The sequence below is a fragment of the Microbacterium sp. MYb54 genome, assembly GCF_002979515.1.
Classification (GTDB): Bacteria; Actinomycetota; Actinomycetes; order Actinomycetales; family Microbacteriaceae; genus Microbacterium.
The window spans coordinates 33,080-58,978 of record NZ_PCPA01000010.1; the positions used below are offsets into that span (position 1 = coordinate 33,080).

Below are 25,899 nucleotides of genomic sequence, written 5' to 3' on the forward strand. Positions count from 1 at the left end.
GAGCCCAGTGGGACTACTTGACAGCTTTGAGAAGGGTCTCGAACGCGCGGTTAACAGCGCGTTCGCCAAGACCTTCCGTAGCGGCATCCAGCCTGTGGAGATCGCTTCGGCGCTGCGGCGCGAGGCCGACACCAAGGCCGCGGTCGTGAGCCGCGATCGCATCATCGCGCCCAACAGCTTCGTCGTGCGCCTCAGTGCCGACGATGCAGAGCGGATGCAGGGCCTCGGCGGCGCCCTCACCGATGAGCTGCACGCACTTCTCACCAAGCACGCCACTTCTCAGGGCTACAGCTTCGCCGGCCCGCTTTCGATCAACCTCGAGGCCGACGAGAAGGTCGCCACCGGCACTGTGCGTGTGAGTTCGGGCACGGTCGAAGGTCGTGTCAACTGGCAGGCCGTCGTCGACGTCGACGGCCGTCGTCACTCGATCTCCCGCGCCCGCACGGTCATCGGCCGCGGGTCGGATGCCGACATCACGATCGCGGATGCCGGTTCGAGCCGTAAGCACGTCGAGATCCTGTGGGACGGCGAGCGCGCCATGATGCGTGACCTCGGTTCTACCAACGGCACGAAGGTCAACGGTCAGAAGCTGCGCGAAGCGGCTCTCCCCACCGACACCACGATCACGATCGGTCGCACCGACCTGGTGTTCCGCATCGTTCCCGTGGCCACGCCCTCGCGTCCAGCGTCCAGGGGCGACGACGCCACCCGAGCGTTCGGAGCCCTCGGTTGAGTGAACTGATCCTGCTTCTCCTGCGCATCGGGTTCCTCCTCCTGATGTGGTTCTTCGTCTTCGGTGTCGTCTACTCGCTCCGCGCCGACCTGTTCGGCGTGCGGGTGCGCAAGCTCCCCGTCGAGGCGACCGCTGGTGCTCCGGTGCCCGCTCCGGCTGCTGCTCCTGCCGCGAAACCGGCATCCTCCCGCCCCACGACGACCGGACCGGCGACGGTCGCGACGGCCAAGCGCCTCGTGATCACCTCGGGTCCCAAGGCCGGCCTCGAACTGCCGCTCAGCGCCGACTCGCTCACGATCGGCCGCTCGAGCGAATCCGCCCTCGTGATCCGCGACGACTACACGTCGAGCCACCACGCGCGCCTGATGCTGCGCGGAGACAGCTGGGCGATCCAGGACCTCGACTCCACCAACGGCACCTTCGTCGCCGGCCAGCGCGTCTCCGGCTCGCCCGTCGCCCTCTCGCTCGGCACCCCCATCAAGGTGGGCGCCACGACCTTCGAGCTGCGAGCCTGACGCCGGCATGGTCTTCGAAGGCTCGAGCGTCGCGATCTCCCACACCGGGAAGGTCCGCTCCAACAACCAGGATTCCGGCTATTCCGGAGCGAACCTCTTCGTCGTCGCCGACGGCATGGGCGGTCACGCCGGTGGAGACGTCGCTTCGAGCATCGCGATCCACCGCCTCGAGCCCCTCGACCAGGCGTACACGTCGACCGAAGACGCCCAGGCCTCGCTGCAGGCCGCGACGACCACGGCCGCTGGCGACCTCATCCGCGCCGCCAAAGACCGCCCGGAGCTCGCAGGCCTCGGCACCACGGTCAGCGCGATCATCATGGTCGACGAATACGCGGTCATCGGCCACATCGGCGACTCGCGCATCTATCTGTACCGCGACGAGGCGCTGACCCAGATCACCGCCGACCACACCTTCGTGCAGCGCCTGGTCGACTCTGGCCGCATCACCCCGGAAGAGGCGCGCTACCACCCGCGCCGCTCCGTGCTCATGCGCGTGCTCAGCGACATGGACTCCGACCCCGAGCTCGACATGTTCGTCATGCACACGCAGCCCGGCGACCGATGGCTGCTCTGCTCGGACGGACTCTCGGGCGTCGTCGACGAGCCCCACATCCTCAAGGCGATGCAGCTCGGCCTCGCCCCGGGTCGCACGGCCGACATCCTGCTCAAGCAGGCTCTCGACGGCGGCGCGCCCGACAACGTCACGATGGTCCTGGTCGACGTCGGCGGACAGCATCCGATCCACTCGGGAACCCCCACCATCGTCGGCTCGGCCTCGAACCCCGATGGCGTGTACGTGCCGCCGGTGCGAGCTCCGCGCGGCAACTGGCTGCACCCGGTGCGTCAGGCTGCGAACGAGCCGAGCCACTTCGAGCCCGCCCCCGAGTATCTCGAAGAGCTCATCGAAGAGGATCGCCGTCGCGCCAAGCGTCGCCGTCTCGGCTGGATCGCCGGCGCTCTCGTGGTCGTCGTGATGCTCGGTGTCGCCGCTTTCGCGGCCTACAGCTGGACCCAGACGCGTTACTTCATCGGCGCCGACGAAGACAGCGTGGTGATCTTCCAGGGTGTGCAGCAGAACATCGGACCGGTCACCCTGTCGACTCCGATCGAAGACACCGACATCCTCCTCGCGAACCTTCCGCCCTATCAACGGGCGTCGGTCGAGCGCACCATCACCGCGCGTTCGCTGTCCGATGCGATGGCGATCGTCGACCGGCTCCGAGCGGGCGCCGAGGCGAACGTGATCGAGCAGACCCCGCTGCCCACGCCCATGCCGACCCCTGTCGACACCCCTGCCGGGGGTGAGGGATGAGCACCGACGTCACAGCCGACACCAGCGTCATAAAGGCCCTCAAACGCATCCGGATGCCGCAGAACCAGCGCAACCGCGAGTTCTGGCTGCTGCTCTTCGCCTGCGCCATCAGCGGCGCCGCCCTCACGCTCGTGCAGCTGGGCGCACTCGGTGTGATCGACCCGATGATCCTGGCGATCGGCGGTGGGCTCGCTGCCCTCGCGTTCGCCCTGCACATCGTGCTGCGCTTCGTCGCCTCCGACGCCGACCCGTTCGTGGTGCCGATCGCGACTCTGCTCACCGGCCTCGGCATCGCGATGATCTATCGGATCGACATCGCGTTCAAGAACACCGGCTGGAACGCCTATTCCACCAAGCAGCTCGCGTGGACGGCGATCTCGCTCGCCGGCGCCATCGCCGTGGTGATCCTGCTGCGCAACTACCGCGTCCTGTTCCGGTACACCTACATCTTCGGCCTCGCCGGAATCCTGCTCCTGCTCCTGCCGTTCGTCCCCGGCCTGCGCATCCCCGATGCGAACGCCGCGGTCTGGGTCTCGCTCGGCGGCGCGTTCGCCTTCCAGCCGGGTGAGCTCGCCAAGATCTGCCTGGCCATCTTCTTCGCCGGATACCTCGTCCGCACCCGTGAGAGCCTGACGTCGGTCGGCAAACGCGTGCTCGGCATCACCTGGCCCCGCATGCGCGAGCTCGGACCGGTACTCGTCGTCTGGCTCATCTCGCTGGGGATCATCGTCTTCCAGCGTGACCTCGGCACCGGAACCCTGATCTTCGGGATGTTCGTCGCGATGCTCTACGTGGCGACGGGCAAGACGAGCTGGGTGCTCATCGGCCTCGCCCTGGTGGTCGCCGGCGTCGCGCTCGCGACGCAGATCCTCAGCTACGTGCAGGGTCGCTTCGTCAACTGGCTGTTCCTCTTCGACGCCGACCAGGTCGACCCCGACGGTGCCGGATACCAGCCGATGCAGGGCCTGTTCGGGCTCGCGCGCGGCGGGCTCATGGGCACCGGCTGGGGTCAGGGACGCCCCGAGGTCACCCCGCTCGCCCACAGCGACTACATCATCACCAGCCTCGGCGAAGAACTCGGCCTGATCGGCCTGTTCGCGATCCTCTGCCTCTACATGGTGTTCGTCAGCCGAGGCATGCGCATCGGCCTCGCAGGTCAGGACGACTTCGGCAAGCTGCTCGCGACCGGGCTCTCGTTCACGATCGCCCTTCAGGTGTTCATCATGGTCGGCGGCGTCACCCGCCTCATCCCGCTGACCGGTCTGACCACTCCGTTCCTCGCCGCCGGCGGCTCATCGCTCGTGGCCAACTGGCTCATCGTCGCGCTGCTGCTGCGCATCTCCGACGGCGTGCGCCGCCAGCCGAGGATCGTGATCGGATGACCAAAGAACTCCGCCGCCTCAGCATCATCATGCTGTTCATGTTTCTCGCACTCTTCGCGGCGACCAGCTGGATCCAGGTCGTCGAGGCGGATGCGCTGGCCCAGAACAGCAACAACAAGCGCACCACGCTCGACAGCTATGAGATCCAACGCGGGTCGATCATCGTCGACGGCGCCACCATCGCCAACTCCGTACCGAGCGATGACCGGTACCAGTTCCAGCGCGTCTACACGGATGCTCCGATGTGGGAGCCGGTGACCGGGTACTTCAACCCCGCTCTCGGGTCGAGCACCGGCATCGAGCAGGCCATGAACGCCGATCTCTCCGGTACAGGGTCCAACGCGTTCCTCGGCGAGGTCGAGCGCATCCTGTCCGGCCAGCCTCAGCGCGGCTACAGCGTCGAGCTCTCCCTGAACACCGCAGCGCAGCGGGCAGCATACGAAGCGCTCGATGGGCTCAAGGGCGCAGTCGTCGCGATGGACCCGAAGACCGGACGCATCCTGGCGATGGTCTCGACCCCCGGATTCGACACCAACCTCATGGCCACCCACGACGCGAATGCCGCGAACGCGACGTATGACGGGCTGGTCGCCGACTCGAACAAGCCGCTGTCCAACCGGGCGATCGCGGGCGACCTCAATCCCCCCGGTTCGACCTTCAAGGTCGTCGTCGCAGCCGCCGCCTACGCCAGCGGCAACTGGACCCCGGACTCGACTCTGCCCAACCCCGTCGCTTACACGCTGCCCGGTTCATCCAACCGCGTATCCAACGCCTGGGGCGGCACCTGCGGTCCCGGCGAGACGGTCACGATCGCGGAGGCGATCCGCCTCAGCTGCAACATTCCGATGGCAGAGCTCGCCGTCGAACTCGGCGACGACACCATCCGCGAGATGGCGGACAAGCTCGGATTCAATCAGTCCTTCGAGACACCGCTGAAGTCGACCCCTTCGAGCTACCCCCGCGCGCTCGACGATGCCCAGACGGCCCTGACCGGATTCGGCCAGGGACAGGTCACCGCGACTCCGCTGCAGATGGCGATGGTCTCTGCCGGACTCGCCAACGACGGACTCGTGATGAACCCGCGGATGGTCGACGCCGTGATCGGCAACGATCTGTCCGTCATCAAGGCTTTCGAGAACAGCGAGTTCGGTCGCGCCATGGATGCGGACGTCGCGAACAACGTCACCGCGGCGATGGTCGCGAGCGTCGCTACGGGAGCGGCCCAGGGTGCAAGAATAGACGGGATCGACGTGGCCGGTAAGACGGGTACCGCAGAGAACGGAAACAGGCCGCATACGTTGTGGTTCACCGGTTTTGCACCGGCGAACGACCCCGCGGTCGCAGTAGCGGTCGTCGTCGAAGACGGCGGCGGACAGGGACAATCAGGTAGCGGCGACACCATCGCCGCTCCGATTGCGAAGAAGGTCATAGAGGCGGTGCTGGGCAGATGAGGCCGACGCAGGGTGTGTCGTTCGGTGGTCGTTACGAGCTGCAGTCGCGTATCGCGATCGGTGGCATGGGCGAGGTGTGGGAAGCGACGGATCACGTCATCGGACGTACCGTCGCGATCAAGATCCTCAAAGACGAATACATGGGGGACCCCGGGTTCCTCGAGCGGTTCCGTGCCGAGGCACGGCACGCTGCTCTCGTCAACCATGAGGGCATCGCCAGCGTGTTCGACTACGGCGAGGAGAACGGCAGTGCCTACCTCGTCATGGAGCTGGTGCCGGGTGAAGCACTCTCGACCGTGCTCGAGCGCGAAGGCGCGCTGAGCGCTGACAAGACGCTCGACATCGTCGCCCAGACCGCATCCGCTCTGCAGGCCGCTCACGCCGCAGGACTTGTGCACCGCGACATCAAGCCGGGCAACCTGCTGATCACGCCCGACGGTCGCGTGAAGATCACCGACTTCGGCATCGCGCGCATCGCAGACCAGGTGCCGCTCACCGCGACCGGCCAGGTCATGGGCACAGTGCAGTACCTGTCGCCCGAGCAGGCTTCCGGACACCCGGCATCGCCCGCGACCGACACCTACTCGCTCGGCATCGTGGCGTACGAGTGCCTGGCGGGCAAGCGTCCGTTCACCGGCGAGTCGCAGGTGGCCATCGCGATGGCGCAGATCAACGAGCAGGCGCCTCCCTTGCCGCCGACCGTGCCGATCCCGGTGCAGAACCTGGTCATGGCGATGATCGCCAAGAAGCCCAGCGACCGCCCATCATCGTCCGCGACGGTGGCGCGCGCAGCTCAGGCCCTTAGACGCGGAGACCTGAACTCGGCGGCCATCGCCGTTCCCGCGATCGCGACCGGTGGCATCGCCGGCGGCGACGACGCCACGCGACTCCTTACCGCTTCCGGCGACGACGGCACCACGCGCATCCTCCCCACCACCGCCCAGCTCCCCACCGAGGAAGCCGCGGAAGAAGAGAAGAAGAAGAAGCGCAGCCCCTGGACCTGGCCGCTGATCGCGCTGATCGCGCTGCTGGTGATCGTGCTGGGTGGCACGGTGTGGGCGATGCTGGCGAACCAGGGCGACGGCGACGGCACACCCACGCCCACGCCGAGCACCACCACCTCGCAGACCCCGACTCCGACGACACCGCCGCCGACACCGGAAGTGACCCGTGTCGACGTGACTGCGCTGAAGCTGGAAGGCATGGACTGCGGCGCCGCCACGTCCACCCTCACGGGCGCGGGCTTCGAGAGTGAGATCACCTGCGTCGACGGTGACCCCGCCCCCACCGATGAGGCCGTCGGCACGGTGTACCGTGTCGCGCCCACCGGCAACGTCGAGACGACCCAGCCGATCACGCTGACCGTGTACGCCGCTCGCGCCGGCCTCCCGACGCCGACCGACGCACCGACGATCTCGCCCACCGGCGACCCGGTCGCCGGCTCGACGGTGACGATCTCCTGGGGCACCGGCTTCACGTGCCCCAGCGGTACCACCCTGTCGGGCTACGTCGTGTCGGTCCAGAACGGCACCTTCGCCACAGGCGGACCGACGTTCCAGCCGACACAGCGCAACACTCAGGTGAAGGTCGCGGATGCCGCCGGCCAGCAGCTCATCGTCTCGTACCAGGGCATGTGCTCCGGTGGCGACCAGCGCACCTCGGCCGCGTCGCCGTCGCTCTCGGTCCCGATCGCTGCGGCCACCGTGCCGGGCGACGGCGACAGCGACACCGACGGGTAACCTTTAATCCAGTTCAGTCAGAGTAGTTTCCAGGGGGGTCATCCGTGTCCACAGAGCCACGAGTCATCGCGGGCCGGTACCGCGTCGACGAGCTCATCGGGCATGGCGGAATGGCGAAGGTCTACCGCGGATACGACCTGACGCTCGGGCGTGAGGTCGCGATCAAGGTCCTCGACCCTGATCTGGCGCGTGACACCGCCTTCCGCAACCGGTTCCGCCTCGAGGCGCAGGCCGCCTCGCGCATGTCGCATCCGTCGATCGTGCGCGTGTTCGACGCCGGCGACCCTTCGACCGGTGACAGCAGCTCGAACGAGCCGCCCTACATCGTGATGGAGCTCGTCAAGGGCACTCTCCTCAAGGACATCATCTCCGCCGGCCCGGTACCGGTGACCGATGCCGTGCGCTACGTCGACGGCATCCTCGAAGCTCTCGACTACTCGCATCGCGCCGGCGTCGTGCACCGCGACATCAAGCCGGGCAACGTCATGGTGACCGACAAGGGCCAGGTCAAGGTGATGGACTTCGGCATCGCCCGAGCCGTCTCCGACTCGTCGTCGACGGTGGCCGAGACAACGCAGATCATCGGCACCGCCGCCTACTTCTCGCCGGAGCAGGCCAAGGGCGAACCCGTCGACGCTCGCGCCGACCTCTATTCCACCGGTGTGGTGCTGTATGAGCTCCTCACCGGTCGTCAGCCGTTCCGGGGCGAGTCTCCCGTAGCGGTCGCCTACCAGCACGTGAGCGAGACCCCCGTTCCGCCGACCGAGGTGAACGAAGACGCTCCGCGGTCTCTCGACCCGATCGTGCTGCGCGCGCTCGCGAAAGACCCCTACCAGCGGTATCCGGATGCCGCGCACTTCCGCGCCGCCCTCGACGCCGCCGTGACCGGCAATGCACCGACCCGCAAGGAACTCGGTGCGCTGACCAGCGAGCTCTACGGTCCGAGCCCGCGGCAGGCACAGGAGACTGCGCGTTCACTGCGCCAGCTCAGCACCGACACGACCATGACCCGAACGCAGTCCGGCCCGCCGGTCGCGTGGATCTGGGCGGGAGTCGCGCTTCTCGCCGTTCTGCTGGCATCCGTGCTGTTCTGGGTGGTCACCATCAGCATGCGCCCGGCAGACGTGTCGAGCACGTCTCGGATCATTCCCAACCTCGTCAACGTCTCGTCTGAGCGTGCACAGGACGATCTCGCCAAGCTCGACCTGACCTCGAAGATCGTGATCGAGACGAGTTCCGAGGTCGCGGAAGGCAACGTCATCCGTACCGACCCCGAAGCGGGTGTCTCGGTGGAGGAAGGCTCGACGGTCACTCTGCACGTCTCCTCCGGTGAGGAGACGGTGGTCATGCCGAAGATCGAGGGCATGGCTCTCGACGACGCCACGAACGCACTGAAGGCTGCCGGCCTCGAACTCGGGACCGTCATCCAACGCAACGACAAGTCACTGGCGGCGAACACCGTCATCTCCGCGAGCGAGAAGGCCGACAGTGAGCTGGATCCAGGCACCGTCATCAACCTCGTCGTGGCCAGCGGCAAGGTGACTCTGACCGACCTCGTCGGCTGGACCGTCGACGCTGCCACCACCAACCTCACAGACCTCGGACTGGTCGCCGCACCCACACCGACGACGGATTGCCCGGCTACGGAGCCGGCGACCGTCCACTCGATGTCTGTGGCGCCGGGCGACGTTCCGATCGGTTCGTCGGTGCAGATCTTCTTCTGCACCGGGTAGCGGGCGCCCGATCGGACGATCCACCGCTGAGGTTCACCTCGACAGGGGGTGCAGCCTCTCGGAGCGGGCCACCGCATCCTCGTCACCGCACAGCTCCAGCCAGTTCGCCAGAAGCCGGTAGCCGCCCTCGGTGAGCACGCTCTCCGGGTGGAACTGCACGCCGAGCAGCGGCAGATCGCGATGCGCCAGCGCCATCACGGTTCCGTTCTCGGCCCAGGCGGTCACGATGACCTCGGCGGGCAGATCGGCTGCCGCGAGGACGAGGGAATGGTATCGGCCCGCCTCGAACGGTGAGGGGATGCCGGCGAACAGGGCCGATCCGTCGTGCGTGACCTTCGAGACCATGCCGTGCATGAGTTCGGGCGCTGCGGAGACCGGAGCCCCGAACGCCTCGCCGATCGCCTGATGCCCGAGGCACACACCGAGCGTCGGTGTGTGCAGCCGCGTGGCGATCCGCACCGCGTCGAGCGAGGCACCGGCGTCGGCAGGAGCACCCGGTCCGGGCGAGAGCATCAGCGCGTCATACTCGGGCAGCATCCGCTCGAGGCTTTCGGCATCCACGGCATCGGACTCGATCATCACGGTGTCGGCGCCGAGCTCACGCAGGTATCCGACGAGTGTGTGCACGAAGCTGTCGTGGTTGTCGACCACGAGAACTCGTGTCATTCGACGTCGACCTCGCCAGGGGCGATGATCGGGCTCACCCAGGGGAACACGTACCAGAACAGCCCGTAGAGGATGGCGGCGATGACGACCACCAGGATGAGTACGCGCAGCCACCAGGGTCCGGGCAGCAGGCGCCAGATTGCGGCGTACATCAGTCTTCTCCCTTGTGGACGTCCACGATCACACGGATGGCGCTGCCGGTGGCGGCGGCGGGTCGGTCAGCGCGGACGGGGGGCCTTCGGCACGGGGTTGGAAGCTCTCGAACACCCCGTAGGCGACGATGCGTTCGGCCAGTGAGTAGAGCGGCGAGCAGGCGGTGAGCGTGATGTACTGCTCTCCGGTCTGCTGCTCGGGCATCTGCGGCACGTCGGCGAGCACGTCGGTCTGGGTCGGCTTCACGTACTCCAGCGTCCGGAATCGGTAGGTGTACCACCCGTCCGGCGTCTCGACGACGATCGCGTCGTTCAGCTGCAGCTTGTCGAGCTGGTTGAACGGCTTGCCCCAGGTGGTGCGGTGTCCGGCCATCGAGAAGTTGCCGACCTCGCCGGGCATCTTCGAGTTCGTGTAGACACCGATGCCCTTCTGATCGAGCGTGCGAGCGCGGCTCGTCCCGCCGTAGATCCCGAAGTTGTAGTCGGCACCGAAGCGCGGGATCTGCATCTGCCCGAAAAGCTCACCGTCTGCCGGAGCGGCAGGTACCGGCGGTACATAGGCGACTGCGCCATCTGCGCCCTCCGTCACAGGTGGAAGCTCGGGAGCCTCGGCCCGTGCCCACGACTGAGAAACCGCGGCGCCCTCGTCGTTCTTCTGCGCAGCGATGATGATGTCGCCGATCCACATCTGCCAGGCGACGAAGAGGAGCACGATCACTCCTGCGGTGAGGAGCAGCTCGCCGAGTACGCTCGCGAACGTCGCGCGAGAGCGTGGTCGCTGTCGCCGCGGACGTCGCCCCCCAGGCGCGACGGATGCAGTCATGCCGTGATCATATCCGGGAACGCTGAGCGGATGCCGTGGCGTCCGGCTGTGACAGGTATCGCGGCCTCGTCGGAAGACAGGTGGAATGGGTACAATGACGGCATGGCACGTGACCGTAAGAATGAAGAACCCGCAGTCGAGCGCGCCGAAGGCGACGCCGCTCCCAACGCCGTGTGGTTCAAGCCGGTGATGGTCGGCTTCATGCTCCTCGGACTCGCCTGGATCCTGGTCTTCTACATCTCCGGCATGCAGTTCCCGATCCCGGGGCTCGACAACTGGAATCTCGCCATCGGCCTCGGCATCGCCCTGATCGGCTTCCTGATGACCACCCGCTGGCGCTGACGCCCCCTTTACGTCGAAAGGCCCTCTCGCATCGCGAGGGGGCCTTTCTCATGCCTGGAGCGAAAGGGGACTCACGTGAGGGTGCAGGGTTGTTCCCGGCGCGAGCATCGGGAGGGGACCCGCGCAGCGGGGAGGGTGCCCGCTCTGCGAGCGAAGGGAACAGCCCTGCACCCGTCCCACAAGCCCCCGAGAGCGGAAGTTATCCACAGGACTCTCCACAGCCTGGGGAGAATTACACCGGTGTTATTCACAGGGGTTAACAACCCTGTTAACAACTCGGGATCAGGACAAAAGGATCAGCGGTGGCACGAAGGCCACCACAACGATCAACAGGACGACGAGCGCGGACAGCAGGATGATCTGCAGGGTGCGCTGGTCTCGACGCTTCGTCTTGACGAGGATCAGGGCGACCAGGGCTCCAACGATGGCGCCACCGAGGTGCGCTTGCCAGGAAATCCCCCCGGCGAAGAAGCCGAAGGCGAAGTTGATGCCGAGGATGACGAGGATCCCGGTGACGTTCGCGCCGATGTGGCGGCCGATGATCAGCAGGGAAGCCAGGAGCCCGAAGATTGCCCCGGATGCTCCGACCGTCCATGAGCCCGGCGCGAGGATGGCGACCATCACCGATCCGCCGAGGCCGCTGATCAGATACAGCGCGAGGTAGCGGGCGCGACCGAGCATGGGCTCGAGGTTCTGCCCCAGCATCCACAACGCGAGCATGTTGAGTGCCAGGTGGATGAAACTCCCGTGGACGAAGAGCACGGTGAGGAGTCGCCAGGGCTCGAAGGGCACGGCGAAGAGGTTCGGGTACAGGTACGGGGCGAAGAACCCCAGTGCCTGGATGATCGGCTCGTTGAAGCCCGGGATCAGCTGCACCAGGCCGATGAAGGAGGTGACCGCCAGCAGCACGTAGGTGACGATCGGCTTGCCGCTGCGGGTCATCGCCATCGTCGAGCCGGCGTTCGCGCCCCAGCGCCGCGCGGCCTTCTTCTGCGCGGGCGTACGGCTCTTGCGGTCGGCGCTCATGCACTCCGGGCAGATGACGCCGACGGGTGCCTGGGTCTGGCACTCGGGGCAGATGGTGCGCATGCACCGCTGGCAGAGCACGAAGCTCTGCCGATCCGGATGGCGGTAGCAGAAGTTGTCGCGATTGCTCGTGAACTCAGGCGTGGTCATCCGGATCGGCCGCAGCTGTCGTCAGGCCGCGACGATGTCGATCGACTGCAGCACGACCGGCTCGACGGGACGATCTCCCGCACCGGTCTGCACGGCGCCGATCGCGTCGACGACGGCCCTGGAGGCGTCATCGGCGACCTCGCCGAAGATCGTGTGCTTGCCCTGCAGCCACGGAGTCGGGTCGGTGGTGATGAAGAACTGCGATCCGTTGGTGCCCTCGGGCTTGCCGGTGATGGCGTTGCGACGGAGGCCGGCGTTGGCCATCGCGAGGATGTACGGCTTGTTGAAGTCGAGCTCCATGTTGATCTCGTCGTCGAAGTTGTAGCCGGGGCCGCCGACGCCCTGTCCGAGCGGGTCGCCGCCCTGGATCATGAAGTTCGGGATGATGCGGTGGAACACCACGTCCTTGTAGAGGGCTCCCTCGCCGGGCTTGCCGGTGGCGGGATCGGTCCACTCCTGGGTGCCGTCGGCGAGGCCGACGAAGTTCTTGACCGTCTTCGGTGCGTGGTCCCCGAAGAGGTTGATGACGATGTCACCGTGGTTGGTGTGCAGAGTTGCGACATGAGAAGCGTGAGCCATGCCTTCATTCTCGCAGAGCTTCCGGTGAGTTGGCCGAGGCACCTACATCCGATCGGACGATGACGCAAGGGCCGGGCGATTCCCGCCCCGCTTCCAGCCTCTCGTGGCAAGATGGGGAACCCGTACTCCAATGGACAGGAGAGCATCGTGAGCCTCAGCCGCAAGCGGAAGAAGGAACTGCGTCGTCTTCAGAACGACGCGAACCAGCTCTGGGAGAACCAGCAGGTGCTCGTCGGCCACGCCGCCGATGTCGCCCGCGAGGCCGGACGTCAGCTCGGCAACATCAATCGCGAGCAGGTCGTGCCGGTCATCCAGGACACGTACAACCGCCGTGTCGCCCCGGTCGTGGACCGCGGCGTACAGCTCGGCAAGCACGTCGTCGACGACAAGTTCGTGCCGATCGTGGGCGGGGTCGTCGGTTCGGCGCTCACCGCCTGGGACGTCGCCAATGCCAAGCGCCACGGTATCGCTGTGCAGGCCCGCAAGGCGACCGCACCCCAGAAGTCGGGTCCCGGTCTCGGCTCGGTCATCGCGATCATCCTCGGTGCTGCTGCCGCCGTCGGCGTGCTCTACGCCGCATGGCAGGCACTGCGCGCGGACGACGAGCTCTGGGTCGCGGACGACCCGCTGTCCGCGCCCGACGCGTGAATCAGTCTGATCCCGCCTCCGTCGCCTCTGGTGACGGAGGCGATCAGCATGCGCGGGTCCGTGATGCGGCCGCTGCGCGGTCACTCGACATCGAGATCCGCGAACGACCAGCGGCCGGCAGCCTGTTCGAGGCCGCGGAGCTCCTCGGTATCGCGCCGTCCGGCATCGTCAAGACGCTCGTCGTGAAGCGCTCGGACGACACGTTCCTGTTCGCCCTCGTGCCCGGTGGACGCTCGATCTCCTGGCCCAAGCTGCGCGCTCTGGTCGGCGTCAACAAGCTCCGACTCCCCGAGGCGGAACTCGCACTCGCCGCGACCGGATACGAACGCGGCACCATCGTTCCGATCGGCAGCACCACAGACTGGCCGATCTACGCCGACGAGTCGATCGTCGGTCAGCGCATCGCGATGGGCGCCGGCGCGCACGGCTACAGCCTGTTCGTCGAGGCAGACGACCTCATCTCCGCATACGGCGCGACGGTCGCCGACATCTCCGTGCCCGAGGATCGCTGACCGATCGGGTCAGAGGATGCCGGCCATCCTCATCGCGATGTCGACCAGCTTGACGCGCTGCAACGCCGCGACCGACTTCAGAGGGAACCACTCCGCCATGTCGGTCGAGCCCTCGGTCTCGAAGCGCAGCTTGCCGCCTGTGACCTCGGCGCGATAGAGGATGCGCAGGGTGTGCAGCGGATCCGCTGCCTTCTGCACGCGCCGACCGGCGGGGATCACGCGCGAGTGGATGCCGAGAAGCTCGCCGACCTTCACGGTGTAGCCGGTCTCCTCGCGGAGCTCCCGGCGCACCGCATCCTCCGGGGATTCACCGGGCTCGAGTCCGCCGCCGGGCATGGTCCACGCCACGCGGCGCCCTTCGGTCCAGCGCGCCAGCAGCAGCCGTCCATCGTCATCGGTGACGACCGCATACGCCGCGACACGCAGGTCCATGGATCACACACTATCCGTCGGCGAAGCCCCTCGATGACCGCGCGTCAGACCACTCGCGTACCGCCCACGTAGGTCGCCATCACCTGTGTCTCGGCGAGGTCTTCGGCGGAGACGGTCACGGGGTCACGGTCGACGACGATGAAGTCGGCGAGGAGCCCTGGAGAGAGGACACCCACCTCGTGGTCGCTGAACAGCTGCCACGCCGCATTGGCCGTGTGCGCAAGGAGAGCCTGCTCGCGCGTGACCGGTGTGCCGCCCGGCATCCGGTATCCGTTGCGGGTGGTGCGGGTCTCGGCCACGGCCATGTTGCGGAAGGGCTCGTTCGGGGTGACCCAGCCATCGTTGTGGAAGGTCGCCCGGTGACCCGCGGCGAATGCGGCACCGGCATCCGCCCAGGCACCCCCGTGCTCCGGACCGAAGAGGTCGTCGACCAGCACCTCGCCCCAATAGGTGATGTGATCGACGAACAGGCTCACGGTGACGCCGAGAGACGCCGCGCGCTCGAACTGGGCAGGAGTCATCGCGCCGCAGTGCTCCAGGCGGTAGCGGTGATCGAGGAGTCCCTGCTCCGCGATGATCTGCGCGTAGACGTCGAGGGTGGCGTCGATCGCGAGGTCTCCGTGCACATGGCAGGCGAGCTGCCAGCCGGCCGCGGCGTAGGGCTCGGCGATCGCTTTCAGCTCGTCCGGCGTGTAGTTCGCCTGCCCGACGTGATGCGGTTCGAGCCCGAGCCCGCGGGTGGCCGGAGTGTCGAGGTATGGGAAGGAGGTGGCGATGTTGCCGACCCACGGGGAGCCGTCCGACCACGTCTTCACCCCCGTCTGGCGGAAGACCGGATCGGCGCCGCCTCGCACGGACGGAGCCCCGCCCGGACGCGACATCTCGTACCACCGCAGCCGCACGCGCATCGCGTGCTGTGCACGGAGTGCATCGATGAGCGGATTGAGTCCGGGATTCCACGACAGGTCGGACACGGTGGTGATGCCGCGGGAGGCCAGGTCACGCAGGTGCGCAGGAAGGACGCGGGGAAGATGCTGCTGCGCGTTCGCGAGCATCGGGGCGACGACCATCTCGACCGCGGCGGCCTCGAGTGCGACACCGGTGAGCTCGCCCTCTGCATCTCGACCGAACGAGGCTCCGACCGGATCAGGTGTGCTGCGATCGATGCCTGCGGCGACCGCAGCCGCAGTGTTGAAGTACACCGAGTGTCCGGAGTTGTGGATCACGACGAGGGGCACGCTGCCGGCGAGCTCATCGAGGAAATGGATGTCGGGCTCGGGGAGCCCGCGCTGCAGCAGCGCATCCCACCCGTTCGCGAAGACCGCTTTTCCGTCGGCTTCCGCCACCGCCGCGCGGAGGGCCGTGAGGACGCCGTCTGCCTCGGGGATGACCACAGGGCGGAGGTCGACGACCAGATCGGACAGCAGGATCGCGGCGAAGCCGGGGTGCCCGTGCGGTTCGATCAGACCGGGCATGACCCAACCGTCGAGTGCGATGGTGTCGGCATCCGGGAACCGGCGGAGGATCTCTTTCGCGGAACCGACGCCGACGATCGTTCCCGCCTCGACGGCCATGGCCTCGACCTCGGTTTCAGAAGTCGGGGAGAGCGGACGGATCCGGCCGGTGAAGACTGTCGTCATGGCGTCAGTCTGGCAGGGCGGGAGCCACCGCACCGAGATCGATCACGAATCGAGAAGCACATCGATGCTCGGCCTCCGTAGTGTGATCTTCACACCGGAAGTACGTCGAGAGGACAGATCGTGGCCGAGAAAGAGAAGAACTTCAGCGCCGAAGAACGCGACGCCATGCAGGCCGCCGCGAAGGAGGCTCGCACGCGGCGCTCCCGCGCGAAGAAGTCACCCGAAGAGCTGCGGGCGGCGGGAGAGGCCGACATCAAGGAGGCGATCGAGAAGCTGACCCCGGAAGACCAGGCGCTCTCCGAGAAGCTGCACGCGCTCGTCTCCGAGGTGGCGCCGGAACTCGTGCCGCGCACGTACTACGGGATGCCGGCGTGGGGTCGCGACGGGAAGGTGCTCTGCTTCTTCCAGCCGGCCAGCAAATTCAAGGTGCGCTACGGCACGTTCGGCTTCGAGCCCATCTCGAACCTCGACGACGGCACCGTCTGGCCGACCGCATACGCCGTGACCGACCTCACCGGGGCCGACCTGGAGTTCCTCGCGGAGCGCATCCGCGTCGCGATCAGCTGATCCTCCGCGAAAGGGTGCGCGGTCACTCGACCGCGCACCCTTCGCTCAGCCGTTGATGATCTGCGGCACCGCCACCGACTTCAAGCCCTCGACACCGAACTCGAGGCCGTAGCCCGAGGACTTGTGGCCGCCGAACGGGATCATCGGATGCACACCGCCGTGCGAGTTGATCCACACGGTCCCGGCCTGGATGCGCGCAGCGACCTTTCGCGCCTCGTCGCGTTCGCCCCAGACCGAGGCGCCGAGACCGACATCGAGACCGTTGGCGCTGGCCACGGCATCGTCGACGTCGGTGTAGCGGATGATCGGCAGCGCCGGTCCGAACTGCTCCTCATCGACGAGCGCCACTCCGTCGGACACATCCGCGACGAGCGTGACCGGATAGAAGAGCTCCCCGAGCTCGGTGGCAGGCCTTCCACCTGTGACGATCCGGCCACCGCGTCGGGCAGCATCCTCGACCAGGTCGCGCACGATCTCGAACTGCGCGTGGTTCTGCAGTGGACCGAGCACGTTCTGCTCGTCCAGACCGTTGCCCATCGGAGTCTGACGCACGACCTCGGCCAGCGCCTCGACGACCTCGTCGTAGACGGAGTCATGCACGTAGAGCCGCTTGAGCGCCGCGCACGTCTGTCCGGTGTTGATGAACGCACCCCAGAAGAGATCCTGTGCGATGGCGGTCGCGTCGACACCGGGCAGCACGATCCCCGCGTCGTTCCCGCCGAGCTCGAGCGTGAGCCGGGCGAGGTTCTTCGCCGAGCTCTCGACGATGCTGCGTCCGGTCGCGGTCGAGCCGGTGAACATGACCTTGCCGATGTCGGGGTGCGAGGCGATCCGCGCACCCACCTCGCGATCGCCGGCCACCCCGATCAGCACGTCGCGGGGAAGCACCTGGTTCATGACCTCGATCAGCGCCAGCACGCTGAGCGTGGTGTACCCGCTCGGCTTCACGACCACCGTGTTCCCCATCCGCAGCGCCGGCGCGATCTGCCAGATGCCGATCATGAGCGGCCAGTTCCAGGGCCCGATCGCGCCGACCACACCGATCGCACGATAGTGCAGCTCGGCATGGGTCTCACCGTCGTCCACCACGGTCTCCGGCTCGAGCGGCGTCGCTGCGGCGGTGCGCAACCACGCCGAGCACGCACCGACCTCGAAGCGGGCGTTCGGTCCGTTGAGCGGCTTGCCCTGTTCGCGGGAGAGCAGTCGGGCGAGCGGCTCGGCGTTCGCGTCGATCGCATCGGCGACCCTGACCAGCAGAGCGCTGCGCTCCGCATGCCCGAGCGCATCCCACGCGGGCTGAGCCGCCTTGGCACGCGCGATCGCGGCGTCGAGTTGCTCGACCGTATGCACGGGTGCTCGTCCGATCGGTTCGCGCGTCGCCGCGTCGACCACTTCGCGACCCTGTCCTTCCGGTGCGCCGACACGCTCCAGCAGAGCGGCCTCATCCAGAACCGGGGCGGTTTCCGACATCACTGTCTCCTCACGACGGGGGGCACGACTGGTTCATCGTGCAGTTCGAGTCTGCGCTCGGGGGTGGAGCGCGGTTTGACTGCCCGTGCGGCGCGCTTGCCCGTCCGTGACCGAAGCACGCCGCCCGGAGCGGCCCTCAGTGCCCTCCACCGCGGTACGGGCCGACGGTCGCCAGTCGGTCGAGATGCGCGGCCATCGAGAAGTGCGGATCGATCCCGGCGTCGCCCGGCTGTGTGGCGAGCCGGGCAGCCCATTCACCGAGCACGGGCGCGAACTTGAAGCCGTGGCCGGAGAGGCCGGTCACGGTGACGATCCGCTCGCTCTCACTCACATCGACGATCGGGGTGCGATCGGGCGTATAGGCGCAGTGATGCACGCTGGAGCGCACCGGCTCGGGGTTCAACGACGGGAAGAACTCCTTGGCCTGCTGTCCGATCTTCACGAGCTCGTGCCGCGTGTACTCCCGCGGCACCTCGTCGACATCGCGGGCGACGGGCCAGGTCGGGTTGCTGCTCGCCTTGATCGAGTAGCCGTCGAGGCTCGGGGCCCCGAAGAAGTGCACCGGCCCCACGTCCCGCAGGAAGGCGGGGAAGCGCTCCGGCAGGAAATCGGCGATGTCCGTGGGCATGAACCAGGTCAATCCGAGCACCTGGAGCCGCAACAGGTCGCGCAGTCGGCCATCCAGTCGCGTGGACCACGACCCGGAGGCGAGGATCACGGTGTCGGCCCTGATCGCCCCCGTCGGGGTGCGCACCACGACGCCACCGGGCTCTTCCTCGATCGACAGCACCGGGGTGTTGAAGTGCAGCTGCGCGCCGGCGGCCTCGGCGAGATCGAGCGCTGCCATCAGAGACACCTCGGGACGGATCCCGCCGCCGTGGTGGTCGAGCACCCCGACGTCGCCGTCGTGCACGTTGTGCTGCGGGTGTGCGCGCCGCAGTTCCTCGGTGTCATAGCGGGTGTGCGGCAGGTCGAACTCCCGGATGGTGTCGAGGGTCGTGCGCATCTCGATCCGGTCGGGCTGTGCGATCGACAGGGCGCCCACCTCGAGGTAGAGCTCCCGGCCCGAGTGCTGCTCGAGTTCACGCCACAGCCGCCGTGACTCCTGCAGCATCGGCACGTACAACCCGCCCTCGTGATACGCCGTGCGGAAGACCCGAGACTCTCCGGCGTACGAACCGCGGTCGTGCACCTTGCCGTACTGCTCGATGCCGATGACCTCGACGTCGTCGCGCTGTGCCAGTCGCCACGCGGTGAGCGCACCGACAGCTCCCAGCCCGACGATGACGATCCGCTTTCTGACCTGCGCACTCATGAAGACTCCTGACGAGAAGACGATGGGGGATGGACGCCGATCATGCGAGCGCCGGGGTGTCCCAGAGGAGAAGCTCGGTGCCGATGCCCTCGGCCACCGCGCGCCGGTAGACGACGGTTCCCCACGCCACGTCTTCCACCGGCATCCCACCGACGGAGTACAGGAAGATCTCGTCTTCGCTCCTGCGCCCCTCGGCCTCACCGCTCATGATCGCGGGGAGGTTCTCGAGCGTCTCGTCGCTCACGTCTCCGGAGCGGATCCGGTCGAGCAGGTACATGCCGTGGAGCCCGATGTGCTCGTGAGCGGGGTGGGGCACCTCTTCGCTCCATGCCTCGTACAGCCCACGGAAGTCCGCGATGTGCCGAGCACCGTGCAGCAGTTCGTCGTCGATCATGATGTCGGCGGGAAGGCTCACGAGGGCCCCGGGCTTGATCCATCGCTTCTCGATCCGCACGTAGTTCGCAGAGCCGGCCGGTGTCGTGGGGGCGATCGTGACCAGGTCGCTGTCGCGCACGGCCTCCTCGACGCTGTCGACCACCGCGACGGACGTGAACTGCGGGTACTCGCGCCGCACCCACTCGACGAAGGAGTCGATGCTCGAACGGCTGCGCCCGGCGACCTTCAGGGTGTCGAGCTCGGGACGCACGGCGACGAAGGCCTCGAGCGTGGTCCTGTTCATGACGCCGGGAGCGACGATGCCCACGCTCCGCGCCTCCGGGTTCGCGAGGTGTCTGGCACCGACCCCCGGCACGGCACCCGTGCGATAGGCGCTCAACAGGTTCGCCGACATGTGCGCGAGCGGAGCCCCGGTGTCCTTGTCGCTCAGCGTGAGCATCAGGATCGAACGAGGAAGCCCATGCTCGCGGTTGGCCATGTTCGACCCGTACCACTTGCACCCCGCGGTCTGGAAGGTGCCGCCGAGATAGGCCGGCATCGCCATCATCCGTCGATGGGGACCGTCGAGCGGCATGCCGTCGTGCGTCGATTCCGCAGGGAAGGTGACCATCGAACCATGGGAGTTCCCGTCGGGGCCGCCCATCCGGTAGTCACCGGCATCGACCAGACGCAGGGTCTCCTCCATCACATCGACGCACAGACCCATGTCTGTGACGCCCGCCGCGATCATGTCGGGCTCGGACAGATAGCGGAAGGTCAGTCTGGTGTCCGGGGTGCTCACTGGTTTCCTCTCGTCGCGTCGACCACCGGTTCACCCAGGCGGGGGTTCTCCGGCAGCTCGGTACCGTGCCCGATCTGACGGTAGACCTCGGGCCGAGCCCGCCGCAGCCACAGCGCCCATACGACGGCGAGCGCCGAGGGAACCAGGAGGACGGCGGGGAGGATGAAGGTCGTCGGGGTGGACTCGGCCTGACCGAGAAGAACGTCCCAGTTCAGCAGGATCAGCACCCATACGATCGCGAGCGCAACGAACGCGATGAGCGGAGCGACCAACCTGCTGCCGGTACCCACCCCGCGCCGATCGCGCCGGAAGAAGCCGATCACCGCGACCGAGACCAGCACGAGGAGCAGCACGAGGCCGAAGGCGCCGAGGTTGGTGAGCCAGGTGAAGAGCGTGATCACCGGATACGGACCGTTCTCGGGGTTCCAGCCCTGCTCGCCGATCGCGAAACCCACGATGACGACGACCGCGATCGCGGACTGCAACAGCGAACCGGCCCACGGTGCGCCGCTCTTGGTGCGGACGGTGCCCAGCACCCGAGGCAGCACGCCCTCGCGTCCGAGCGAGAACGCGTACCGGGCCACGGCGTTGTGGAAGCTCACGAGGGCGGCGAACAGGCTCGTGATGAAGAGGATCGACATCACATCCACCCAGATGACTCCGAGCTGTTCGGCGACGAAGTTGAAGAACAGCGGGGGACCGGCCTCTTCGGGCGAGATCCCGGAAGGGTCGGTGATCTTGCTCGGGCCGACCGCGAGCGCGAGCGCCCAGGAGGAGACGGCGTAGAAGATGCCCGAGACGCAGACCGCCAGGAAAGTCGCCCGCGGGATGGTGCGCTTCGGGTCCTTCGATTCCTCGCCGTAGAGAGCAGCCGACTCGAAGCCCATGAACGCCGCGATACCGAAGGCCAGGACGGCCCCGACCCCGGGCACGAACAGCGCCGACGGGCTGATCGGCGTAGCGGTGAACCCCTCAGCAGGATTGCCGAAGGCGACGACGTCGAACACGATCACCGCGACGAACTCGAGCGCGACGAGCACCCCCAGAACCTTCGCCGAGAGGTCGACCCGATGCACCCCGAGAACGCCGACGAGCACGATCGTCAGCAGCACCCACACCCACCATGGAGTCGCCCAGCCGGTCTTGGACTCGATGAACGAGCTGATCTGGAAGCCGAGCATCCCGTAGATGCCGATCTGCATCGCGTTGTACGAGAGGAACGCGAGCACGGAGGCGCCGACACCGGTCGGGCGTCCGATGCCCTGCGCGACATAGGCGTAGAACGCTCCCGCGTTGGTGACGAACCTGCTCATGGCCGCGTATCCGATGGCGAAGACGGCGAGCGCGACTGCCAGCACGATGTAGCCGAACGGGATGCCGTCGACGTGCGTGACCGCATAGGCGCTGGTCACTCCGCCGGCGAGCACCGTCAGGGGTGCGGAGGCCGCAATGATCATGAATGCGACCGCGAAGACGCCGAGACGCCGATGCTCGGCCGTTCTCGTCGTCGACGTTGTGGGTGTGGACGTCGCCATGGCGCAGCTCCTTCGATGCTCGGGTATGTCCTCATACTCGCCAGGGCCACGCGTCGTCGATTGACGGCGAGGGCAGAACACTTGTCTACGCGGGCACAGGGGGCTGATGCTAAAATGCAGCATCGTATATGATCGGCCACAGTGGGGTGAGCCTTGATGCAGAGTCTGTCGTTCCTCGATTACCGCCATGCGGTCTCTCGTGCCGTCGTCGCGCTCGACGTGACGGCACCGGAGCAGGATCGCTTCCGTGGCGCGATCGATGCCACCGCGGCCGGCGACATCCACGTCTTCGCGATCGACGCCGACGGACACGGCGTGCACCGCACCCCTTCGCTCATCTCCCGTGCACCGCAGCAGTACTTCAAGTTCTCGCGGATCGAACGTGGAAGCGGACTCATCGTGCAGGACGGTCGTGAGACCGCGCTCGGCAGCGGCGACATGGCGCTCTACGACACCGACCGCCCGTACTCGCTGCTGTTCGACGACTCCGTGCAGATGTCGGTCGTGATGTTCCCCAAGGTGCTGCTCGACATCCCGTCAGAGGACACCAGCCGCATCACCGCCACCCGACTCAACGCGGGCGGGGCTCTGGGGGCGATGGTGGGTCCGTATCTGGGTTCGCTCGCCGAGGGGGCGCACAACCTCGACAGCCGCATCGCCCGACGCATGCTGCGGACAGCGGTCGACATGCTCAGCACGGTGCTGGAGGCCAACCTCGCCGCGACCGACGGCCCGGTGAGCGCGCACTCCGCGACGCTGACGCACATCCTCACCTACATCGACGTGCACCTCTCGGACAGCGAGCTCTCGCCGTCGCAGATCGCCGCAGCGCACTACATCTCGGTGCGGCACCTGCACGCGATGTTCAGTGAACAGGGATCCACCGTCTCCACGGTGATCCGCCGGCGTCGCCTGCAGCGCTGCTACGACGCGCTCACCGATCCCTATCAGGCGCACCGCTCCATCGCCGAGATCGCGATCGCCGCAGGTTTCGTCGACCCCGCGCACTTCAGCCGGGTGTTCCGTGCGCACTACGGGGTGCCTCCCCGCGCGGTGCGCGCGAGCTGAACAGCCGCCACGTCTGCAGAACCCTGGTGCCCTGCAGACGCCCGCGCAGTAGCGTTGAGCCTGTGAGCACACTGCCCTTCCCCGCCTCCGTGTACGCCGCCCGCCTCGACCGCGCCGCAACCCTCGCCGCCGAGGCCGGACTCGAAGCCATCATCGTGGGACCGGGCCCCGACCTGCAGTACCTGGTCGGCGTCGAAGGCGACACGATCGAGCGACTCACTGCCCTGGTGATCAGCACCGACGGCACCGCCACGGTCATCGTGCCGCGGATGGAGCTCGCGAAGGTTCGCACCACCGCGGTCGGTGAACTCGGACTCGCTGTCGCCGATTGGGTCGACGGCGAAGACCCGTACGCACTGGTCACCGTAGCCGTGGGCACCGCATCACGCGTCGGCGTCTCCGATGCGCTTCCCGCTCTGCACGTCATCCCGATCGGCGAACGACTGGGTGTGCGCCTCGAGCTCGCGACTCCCGTGCTGCGCGAAGGACGGATGATCAAGGATGCCGAGGAGATCACCGAACTGCGCCGAGCGGGTGATGCCATCGATGCTGTGCACCGCCGCGTGCACGAGTGGCTTCGGGCCGGACGCACCGAGCGCGAGGTCGCAGCCGACATCGCCGACGCCATCGTCACCGAAGGACACCGCACCGTAGAGTTCGTCATCGTCGGCTCCGGTCCGAACGGTGCAGACCCGCATCACGAGGTGTCGGACCGCGTGATCGAAGAGGGCGATGTCGTCGTGGTCGACATCGGCGGTGCGGTGCCGAGCGGTTACAACTCCGACAGCACCAGGACCTACGTCGTCGGCACCCCCGACCCCGCAGCGGCTGAACGGATCGCGGTGCTCGTGCGAGCGCAGCAAGCGGCCGTCGATGCCGTACGTCCGGGTGTCACCGCGGCCGAGGTGGATGCGGCGGCCCGAACCGTGCTCGCCGACGCCGGCCTCGGCGAGGCGTTCCTGCACCGCACGGGTCACGGCATCGGCGTCTCGGTGCACGAGGAGCCCTACATCGCGCCGGGCAACGACTTGGTGCTGCGTGAGAGCATGGCGTTCAGCATCGAGCCGGGCATCTACTTCGCAGGCTCGTGGGGTGCTCGCATCGAGGACATCGTGATCGTCACGGCCGACGGCGGAGAACGGTTGAACGTCGCGCCGCACGAGCTGACTTCGGTCGGCGGCCGCTGACCGGACTCGACCAACCGCCGCGATAGCATCGGCCCATGCGCCGCCCCCGCAAGGTCTCCTCAGCCAACGCGTCGCCGGCTACTCGTGCGCGCTACGCCAAGCGGCGTCAGAATCGGCTCGCCCGTGTCGACAACGACCTCACCGACGAGCAGTGGTACGACCTCATGGAGGCCTGGGGCGGCTGCGCTTACTGCGGCGGAGACGGCGCCGCTCTGCAGCGGGACTGCATCCAGCCCGTGTCGCGAGGGGGACGCTACACGCTCGAGAACGTGGTCCCGGCCTGCGCCTCCTGCAACGCGAGCAAGCACAACGACGAGGTCACCGGCTGGCTGCGCCGCAAGAAGCTCGACGAGCGCACGTTCCTTGTCCGGCACGCCACGATCCTGCGGTCGCTGCGGCCGGCGGAATAGTCCTCGACACACGCTTCGGCGACCCGGACTTGCGGCATCCATGGAGCGATCGCGTGTGACGAGAACTCCGCCGGACGGAAGATCTCAGCTCTCGCGGGCACTCAGCTTCTGCGTGATCATGGCCCTGGCATACTGGCTCGCCGCGATGTAGTGCCCGACGATTCCGAGCATGAAGACCAGGAACGAGATCCCGACGATCGGGACGTCGCTCTCCAGACCTGCTTCGAACAGCGCACTGCCGAAGAGCACGCCCAGGAGCCCGACGAAGATCAGTGCTGTGCGGACCTTCCCGATCATGGTCACCGGAACTGCGGGGTCGCCTCGGAAGAAGAGCAGCGCACCCAGCCCGAGCAGCACGTCGGGGATGAGCAGCAGCACCAGGGTCTCCCACGGGATGAGATGACCGAGGGCGAAGGCCACGGCCGTCACGACCACCGTGATCCTGTCGGCCACCGGATCGAGCCAGGTTCCGAGCGCGGAGACGCTGTTCGTCCGTCGGGCGAGCCACCCATCGAGCCAGTCGGTGAAGAACACGATGCCGATCACGATGAGCGCAGCCCACAGCAGCCGCGCGGTGATCAACCAGAGGAACACCGGCAGCAGGAGCAGACGTACTCCGGAGATGAGGTTGGGCCACGTGCGCCACTCGTCTTCACGGAACAGCCGATCGACGACGGAGCGACGCACCGACGCAGGCTCGACACTCGGCTCGGAAGCACGGCTGATGGTTCGCCTGCGGACGAACCGAACGACGAAGAAGACGATGACGCCACCGAGCACGACGAACAGCAGAACGTTGCTGATCGGACCGAGGGCCTTGGTGACCGCCTCGAGCGACGACCTCAGCAGGAACCCGACGCTCACGTAGATCGCGGCCCACGTCGCTGCGCCAGCGAGCGACGCGAGGAGGAACGACGTGTACCTGACCCTGGCGACTCCCGCTGCTGCGGGTGTGAGCGTGCGAATGACCGGGACCAGGCGCGTCAGGAAGACGGCGAGAGCTCCACGCCGTTGGAGGATGTCGACGGCTCGGTCCCATCTGTCGACGCCGAGGCGGCGGACCAGCTTCAGATCGCGCATCCGCACACCGAAGTGTCGGCCGAGAAGATACCCGACGTGATCCCCGGCGCTACCCGCGATCACGACGACGAAGAACATGACGACGACCGCCCAGATGTCGGACAGCGCGGCCGTGAGGAAGACCACGATCGTCTCACCCGGCAGGAAGAATCCGAGCCCCAGCCCGTTCTCGAGGAAGGCGAACAACCCGCCGAGCGCCCAGACCAAGGGGTCGGGGAGCGCCGTAGCGGCAGTTCTCACCCATTCGAGAATATC

General features: G+C 67.2%; 26 protein-coding genes. 14 read left to right on the forward strand and 12 right to left on the reverse strand.

Annotation, left to right across the window (positions count from 1 at the left end):
- Positions 1-7: 7 nt before the first annotated feature.
- From CQ040_RS12145 to pknB, 7 genes are read left to right on the forward strand one after another with little or no spacing between them, the layout of a single operon-like run.
- Positions 8-733: a DUF3662 and FHA domain-containing protein gene (locus CQ040_RS12145; RefSeq protein ID WP_028501233.1), complete on the forward strand. Its 726-nt coding sequence runs from the start codon at positions 8-10 to the stop codon at positions 731-733.
- Positions 730-1,248 (forward strand): FHA domain-containing protein, encoded by a 519-nt coding sequence (locus CQ040_RS12150; protein WP_028501232.1) that lies wholly within the window; start codon positions 730-732, stop codon positions 1,246-1,248. The genes CQ040_RS12145 and CQ040_RS12150 overlap by 4 nt, the downstream gene beginning before the upstream one ends.
- Before the next feature lie 7 nt (positions 1,249-1,255).
- Positions 1,256-2,560 carry a PP2C family serine/threonine-protein phosphatase gene (locus tag CQ040_RS12155; RefSeq protein WP_105526523.1) on the forward strand — a complete coding sequence of 435 codons (1,305 nt, stop codon included), beginning with the start codon at positions 1,256-1,258 and terminating at the stop codon, positions 2,558-2,560.
- Entirely contained in the window at positions 2,557-3,942 is a 1,386-nt protein-coding gene (locus CQ040_RS12160; RefSeq protein WP_028501230.1) for an FtsW/RodA/SpoVE family cell cycle protein, read from the forward strand. Before CQ040_RS12155 ends, CQ040_RS12160 begins: the two co-directional genes overlap by 4 nt.
- Positions 3,939-5,393: a penicillin-binding protein 2 gene (locus CQ040_RS12165; RefSeq protein WP_105526524.1), complete on the forward strand. Its 1,455-nt coding sequence runs from the start codon at positions 3,939-3,941 to the stop codon at positions 5,391-5,393. The genes CQ040_RS12160 and CQ040_RS12165 overlap by 4 nt, the downstream gene beginning before the upstream one ends.
- Complete coding sequence (locus CQ040_RS12170) at positions 5,390-7,132, forward strand: protein kinase (protein ID WP_258131291.1); 1,743 nt, start codon at positions 5,390-5,392, stop codon at positions 7,130-7,132. The genes CQ040_RS12165 and CQ040_RS12170 overlap by 4 nt, the downstream gene beginning before the upstream one ends.
- 44 nt (positions 7,133-7,176) lie before the next feature.
- On the forward strand, positions 7,177-8,865 hold the full coding sequence (pknB, locus tag CQ040_RS12175) for a Stk1 family PASTA domain-containing Ser/Thr kinase (RefSeq protein ID WP_105526526.1): 1,689 nt from the start codon (positions 7,177-7,179) through the stop codon (positions 8,863-8,865).
- A 33-nt stretch (positions 8,866-8,898) separates the two neighbouring features.
- Here pknB and CQ040_RS12180 read toward each other — a convergent pair whose 3' ends face one another.
- From CQ040_RS12180 to CQ040_RS12185, 3 genes are read right to left on the reverse strand one after another with little or no spacing between them, the layout of a single operon-like run.
- Complete coding sequence (locus CQ040_RS12180) at positions 8,899-9,531, reverse strand: aminodeoxychorismate/anthranilate synthase component II (protein WP_105526527.1); 633 nt, start codon at positions 9,529-9,531, stop codon at positions 8,899-8,901.
- Positions 9,528-9,683 carry a hypothetical protein gene (locus CQ040_RS20715; RefSeq protein WP_036273556.1) on the reverse strand — a complete coding sequence of 52 codons (156 nt, stop codon included), beginning with the start codon at positions 9,681-9,683 and terminating at the stop codon, positions 9,528-9,530. The genes CQ040_RS12180 and CQ040_RS20715 overlap by 4 nt, the downstream gene beginning before the upstream one ends.
- 28 nt (positions 9,684-9,711) lie before the next feature.
- Positions 9,712-10,506: a class E sortase gene (locus tag CQ040_RS12185; protein WP_105526528.1), complete on the reverse strand. Its 795-nt coding sequence runs from the start codon at positions 10,504-10,506 to the stop codon at positions 9,712-9,714.
- Between the two features lie 102 nt (positions 10,507-10,608).
- On the opposite strand from CQ040_RS12185, the gene CQ040_RS12190 reads away from it, so the two are divergent.
- Entirely contained in the window at positions 10,609-10,848 is a 240-nt protein-coding gene (locus CQ040_RS12190) for a cell division protein CrgA (RefSeq protein ID WP_028501224.1), read from the forward strand.
- Between the two features lie 282 nt (positions 10,849-11,130).
- Here CQ040_RS12190 and CQ040_RS12195 read toward each other — a convergent pair whose 3' ends face one another.
- Together CQ040_RS12195 and CQ040_RS12200 are read right to left on the reverse strand one after the other, a co-directional pair.
- Complete coding sequence (locus tag CQ040_RS12195) at positions 11,131-12,024, reverse strand: rhomboid family intramembrane serine protease (protein ID WP_105526529.1); 894 nt, start codon at positions 12,022-12,024, stop codon at positions 11,131-11,133.
- A 21-nt stretch (positions 12,025-12,045) separates the two neighbouring features.
- Positions 12,046-12,603 (reverse strand): peptidylprolyl isomerase, encoded by a 558-nt coding sequence (locus CQ040_RS12200; protein WP_028501222.1) that lies wholly within the window; start codon positions 12,601-12,603, stop codon positions 12,046-12,048.
- A 147-nt stretch (positions 12,604-12,750) separates the two neighbouring features.
- Here CQ040_RS12200 and CQ040_RS12205 point away from each other — a divergent pair, with 147 nt between their 5' ends.
- Together CQ040_RS12205 and CQ040_RS12210 are read left to right on the forward strand one after the other, a co-directional pair.
- The gene (locus CQ040_RS12205; protein WP_105526614.1) at positions 12,751-13,251 is read left to right on the forward strand and encodes a DNA helicase; all 501 of its coding nucleotides are present in this window, start codon (positions 12,751-12,753) and stop codon (positions 13,249-13,251) included.
- Positions 13,248-13,763 (forward strand): aminoacyl-tRNA deacylase, encoded by a 516-nt coding sequence (locus CQ040_RS12210; protein WP_374954127.1) that lies wholly within the window; start codon positions 13,248-13,250, stop codon positions 13,761-13,763. The genes CQ040_RS12205 and CQ040_RS12210 overlap by 4 nt, the downstream gene beginning before the upstream one ends.
- Positions 13,764-13,772: 9 nt before the next feature.
- Here CQ040_RS12210 and CQ040_RS12215 read toward each other — a convergent pair whose 3' ends face one another.
- Positions 13,773-14,195: an NUDIX hydrolase gene (locus CQ040_RS12215; RefSeq protein ID WP_105526530.1), complete on the reverse strand. Its 423-nt coding sequence runs from the start codon at positions 14,193-14,195 to the stop codon at positions 13,773-13,775.
- Between the two features lie 44 nt (positions 14,196-14,239).
- Positions 14,240-15,835 carry an amidohydrolase gene (locus tag CQ040_RS12220; RefSeq protein ID WP_105526531.1) on the reverse strand — a complete coding sequence of 532 codons (1,596 nt, stop codon included), beginning with the start codon at positions 15,833-15,835 and terminating at the stop codon, positions 14,240-14,242.
- A gap of 120 nt (positions 15,836-15,955) precedes the next feature.
- On the opposite strand from CQ040_RS12220, the gene CQ040_RS12225 reads away from it, so the two are divergent.
- Entirely contained in the window at positions 15,956-16,402 is a 447-nt protein-coding gene (locus CQ040_RS12225; RefSeq protein ID WP_105526532.1) for a hypothetical protein, read from the forward strand.
- A gap of 45 nt (positions 16,403-16,447) precedes the next feature.
- Here the strand turns inward: CQ040_RS12225 and CQ040_RS12230 are convergent, their stop codons facing one another.
- The 4 genes from CQ040_RS12230 to CQ040_RS12245 all read right to left on the reverse strand — a co-directional run bounded on the left by CQ040_RS12230 (position 16,448) and on the right by CQ040_RS12245 (position 21,899).
- Positions 16,448-17,872 carry an aldehyde dehydrogenase family protein gene (locus CQ040_RS12230; RefSeq protein ID WP_105526533.1) on the reverse strand — a complete coding sequence of 475 codons (1,425 nt, stop codon included), beginning with the start codon at positions 17,870-17,872 and terminating at the stop codon, positions 16,448-16,450.
- Positions 17,873-18,008: 136 nt separating this feature from the next.
- Complete coding sequence (solA, locus tag CQ040_RS12235; protein ID WP_105526534.1) at positions 18,009-19,187, reverse strand: N-methyl-L-tryptophan oxidase; 1,179 nt, start codon at positions 19,185-19,187, stop codon at positions 18,009-18,011.
- 40 nt (positions 19,188-19,227) lie between these two features.
- Positions 19,228-20,364: a tyramine oxidase subunit B gene (locus tag CQ040_RS12240; protein WP_258131284.1), complete on the reverse strand. Its 1,137-nt coding sequence runs from the start codon at positions 20,362-20,364 to the stop codon at positions 19,228-19,230.
- Positions 20,361-21,899, reverse strand: coding sequence for an APC family permease (locus CQ040_RS12245; RefSeq protein ID WP_105526535.1), 1,539 nt, complete (start codon positions 21,897-21,899; stop codon positions 20,361-20,363). The genes CQ040_RS12240 and CQ040_RS12245 overlap by 4 nt, the downstream gene beginning before the upstream one ends.
- Positions 21,900-22,055: 156 nt before the next feature.
- Between CQ040_RS12245 and CQ040_RS12250 the strand changes: the two genes are divergently transcribed.
- The 3 genes from CQ040_RS12250 to CQ040_RS12260 all read left to right on the forward strand — a co-directional run bounded on the left by CQ040_RS12250 (position 22,056) and on the right by CQ040_RS12260 (position 24,564).
- Positions 22,056-22,967, forward strand: a complete 912-nt coding sequence (locus tag CQ040_RS12250) for a helix-turn-helix domain-containing protein (protein WP_036273554.1) — start codon at positions 22,056-22,058, stop codon at positions 22,965-22,967.
- Positions 22,968-23,029: 62 nt separating this feature from the next.
- On the forward strand, positions 23,030-24,154 hold the full coding sequence (locus CQ040_RS12255) for a Xaa-Pro peptidase family protein (protein ID WP_105526536.1): 1,125 nt from the start codon (positions 23,030-23,032) through the stop codon (positions 24,152-24,154).
- 35 nt (positions 24,155-24,189) lie between these two features.
- Positions 24,190-24,564 carry an HNH endonuclease gene (locus CQ040_RS12260; protein WP_105526537.1) on the forward strand — a complete coding sequence of 125 codons (375 nt, stop codon included), beginning with the start codon at positions 24,190-24,192 and terminating at the stop codon, positions 24,562-24,564.
- An 84-nt stretch (positions 24,565-24,648) separates the two neighbouring features.
- Here CQ040_RS12260 and CQ040_RS12265 read toward each other — a convergent pair whose 3' ends face one another.
- Positions 24,649-25,884, reverse strand: coding sequence for a CDP-alcohol phosphatidyltransferase family protein (locus CQ040_RS12265; protein WP_181156731.1), 1,236 nt, complete (start codon positions 25,882-25,884; stop codon positions 24,649-24,651).
- Between the last annotated feature and the right edge of the window lie 15 nt (positions 25,885-25,899).

What these genes read in the sequence shown, in the direction of transcription:
- CQ040_RS12155 (WP_105526523.1), top strand. Translation starts at nt 1,256, where the DNA reads ATGGTCTTCGAAGGCTCGAGCGTCGCGATCTCCCACACCGGGAAGGTC.
- CQ040_RS12160 (WP_028501230.1), top strand. Translation starts at nt 2,557, where the DNA reads ATGAGCACCGACGTCACAGCCGACACCAGCGTCATAAAGGCCCTCAAA.
- CQ040_RS12165 (WP_105526524.1), top strand. Translation starts at nt 3,939, where the DNA reads ATGACCAAAGAACTCCGCCGCCTCAGCATCATCATGCTGTTCATGTTT.
- CQ040_RS12170 (WP_258131291.1), top strand. Translation starts at nt 5,390, where the DNA reads ATGAGGCCGACGCAGGGTGTGTCGTTCGGTGGTCGTTACGAGCTGCAG.
- CQ040_RS12180 (WP_105526527.1), bottom strand. Translation starts at nt 9,531, where the DNA reads ATGACACGAGTTCTCGTGGTCGACAACCACGACAGCTTCGTGCACACA.
- CQ040_RS20715 (WP_036273556.1), bottom strand. Translation starts at nt 9,683, where the DNA reads ATGTACGCCGCAATCTGGCGCCTGCTGCCCGGACCCTGGTGGCTGCGC.
- CQ040_RS12185 (WP_105526528.1), bottom strand. Translation starts at nt 10,506, where the DNA reads ATGACTGCATCCGTCGCGCCTGGGGGGCGACGTCCGCGGCGACAGCGA.
- CQ040_RS12190 (WP_028501224.1), top strand. Translation starts at nt 10,609, where the DNA reads ATGGCACGTGACCGTAAGAATGAAGAACCCGCAGTCGAGCGCGCCGAA.
- CQ040_RS12195 (WP_105526529.1), bottom strand. Translation starts at nt 12,024, where the DNA reads ATGACCACGCCTGAGTTCACGAGCAATCGCGACAACTTCTGCTACCGC.
- CQ040_RS12200 (WP_028501222.1), bottom strand. Translation starts at nt 12,603, where the DNA reads ATGGCTCACGCTTCTCATGTCGCAACTCTGCACACCAACCACGGTGAC.
- CQ040_RS12215 (WP_105526530.1), bottom strand. Translation starts at nt 14,195, where the DNA reads ATGGACCTGCGTGTCGCGGCGTATGCGGTCGTCACCGATGACGATGGA.
- CQ040_RS12220 (WP_105526531.1), bottom strand. Translation starts at nt 15,835, where the DNA reads ATGACGACAGTCTTCACCGGCCGGATCCGTCCGCTCTCCCCGACTTCT.
- CQ040_RS12230 (WP_105526533.1), bottom strand. Translation starts at nt 17,872, where the DNA reads ATGTCGGAAACCGCCCCGGTTCTGGATGAGGCCGCTCTGCTGGAGCGT.
- solA (WP_105526534.1), bottom strand. Translation starts at nt 19,187, where the DNA reads ATGAGTGCGCAGGTCAGAAAGCGGATCGTCATCGTCGGGCTGGGAGCT.
- CQ040_RS12245 (WP_105526535.1), bottom strand. Translation starts at nt 21,899, where the DNA reads ATGGCGACGTCCACACCCACAACGTCGACGACGAGAACGGCCGAGCAT.
- CQ040_RS12250 (WP_036273554.1), top strand. Translation starts at nt 22,056, where the DNA reads ATGCAGAGTCTGTCGTTCCTCGATTACCGCCATGCGGTCTCTCGTGCC.
- CQ040_RS12260 (WP_105526537.1), top strand. Translation starts at nt 24,190, where the DNA reads ATGCGCCGCCCCCGCAAGGTCTCCTCAGCCAACGCGTCGCCGGCTACT.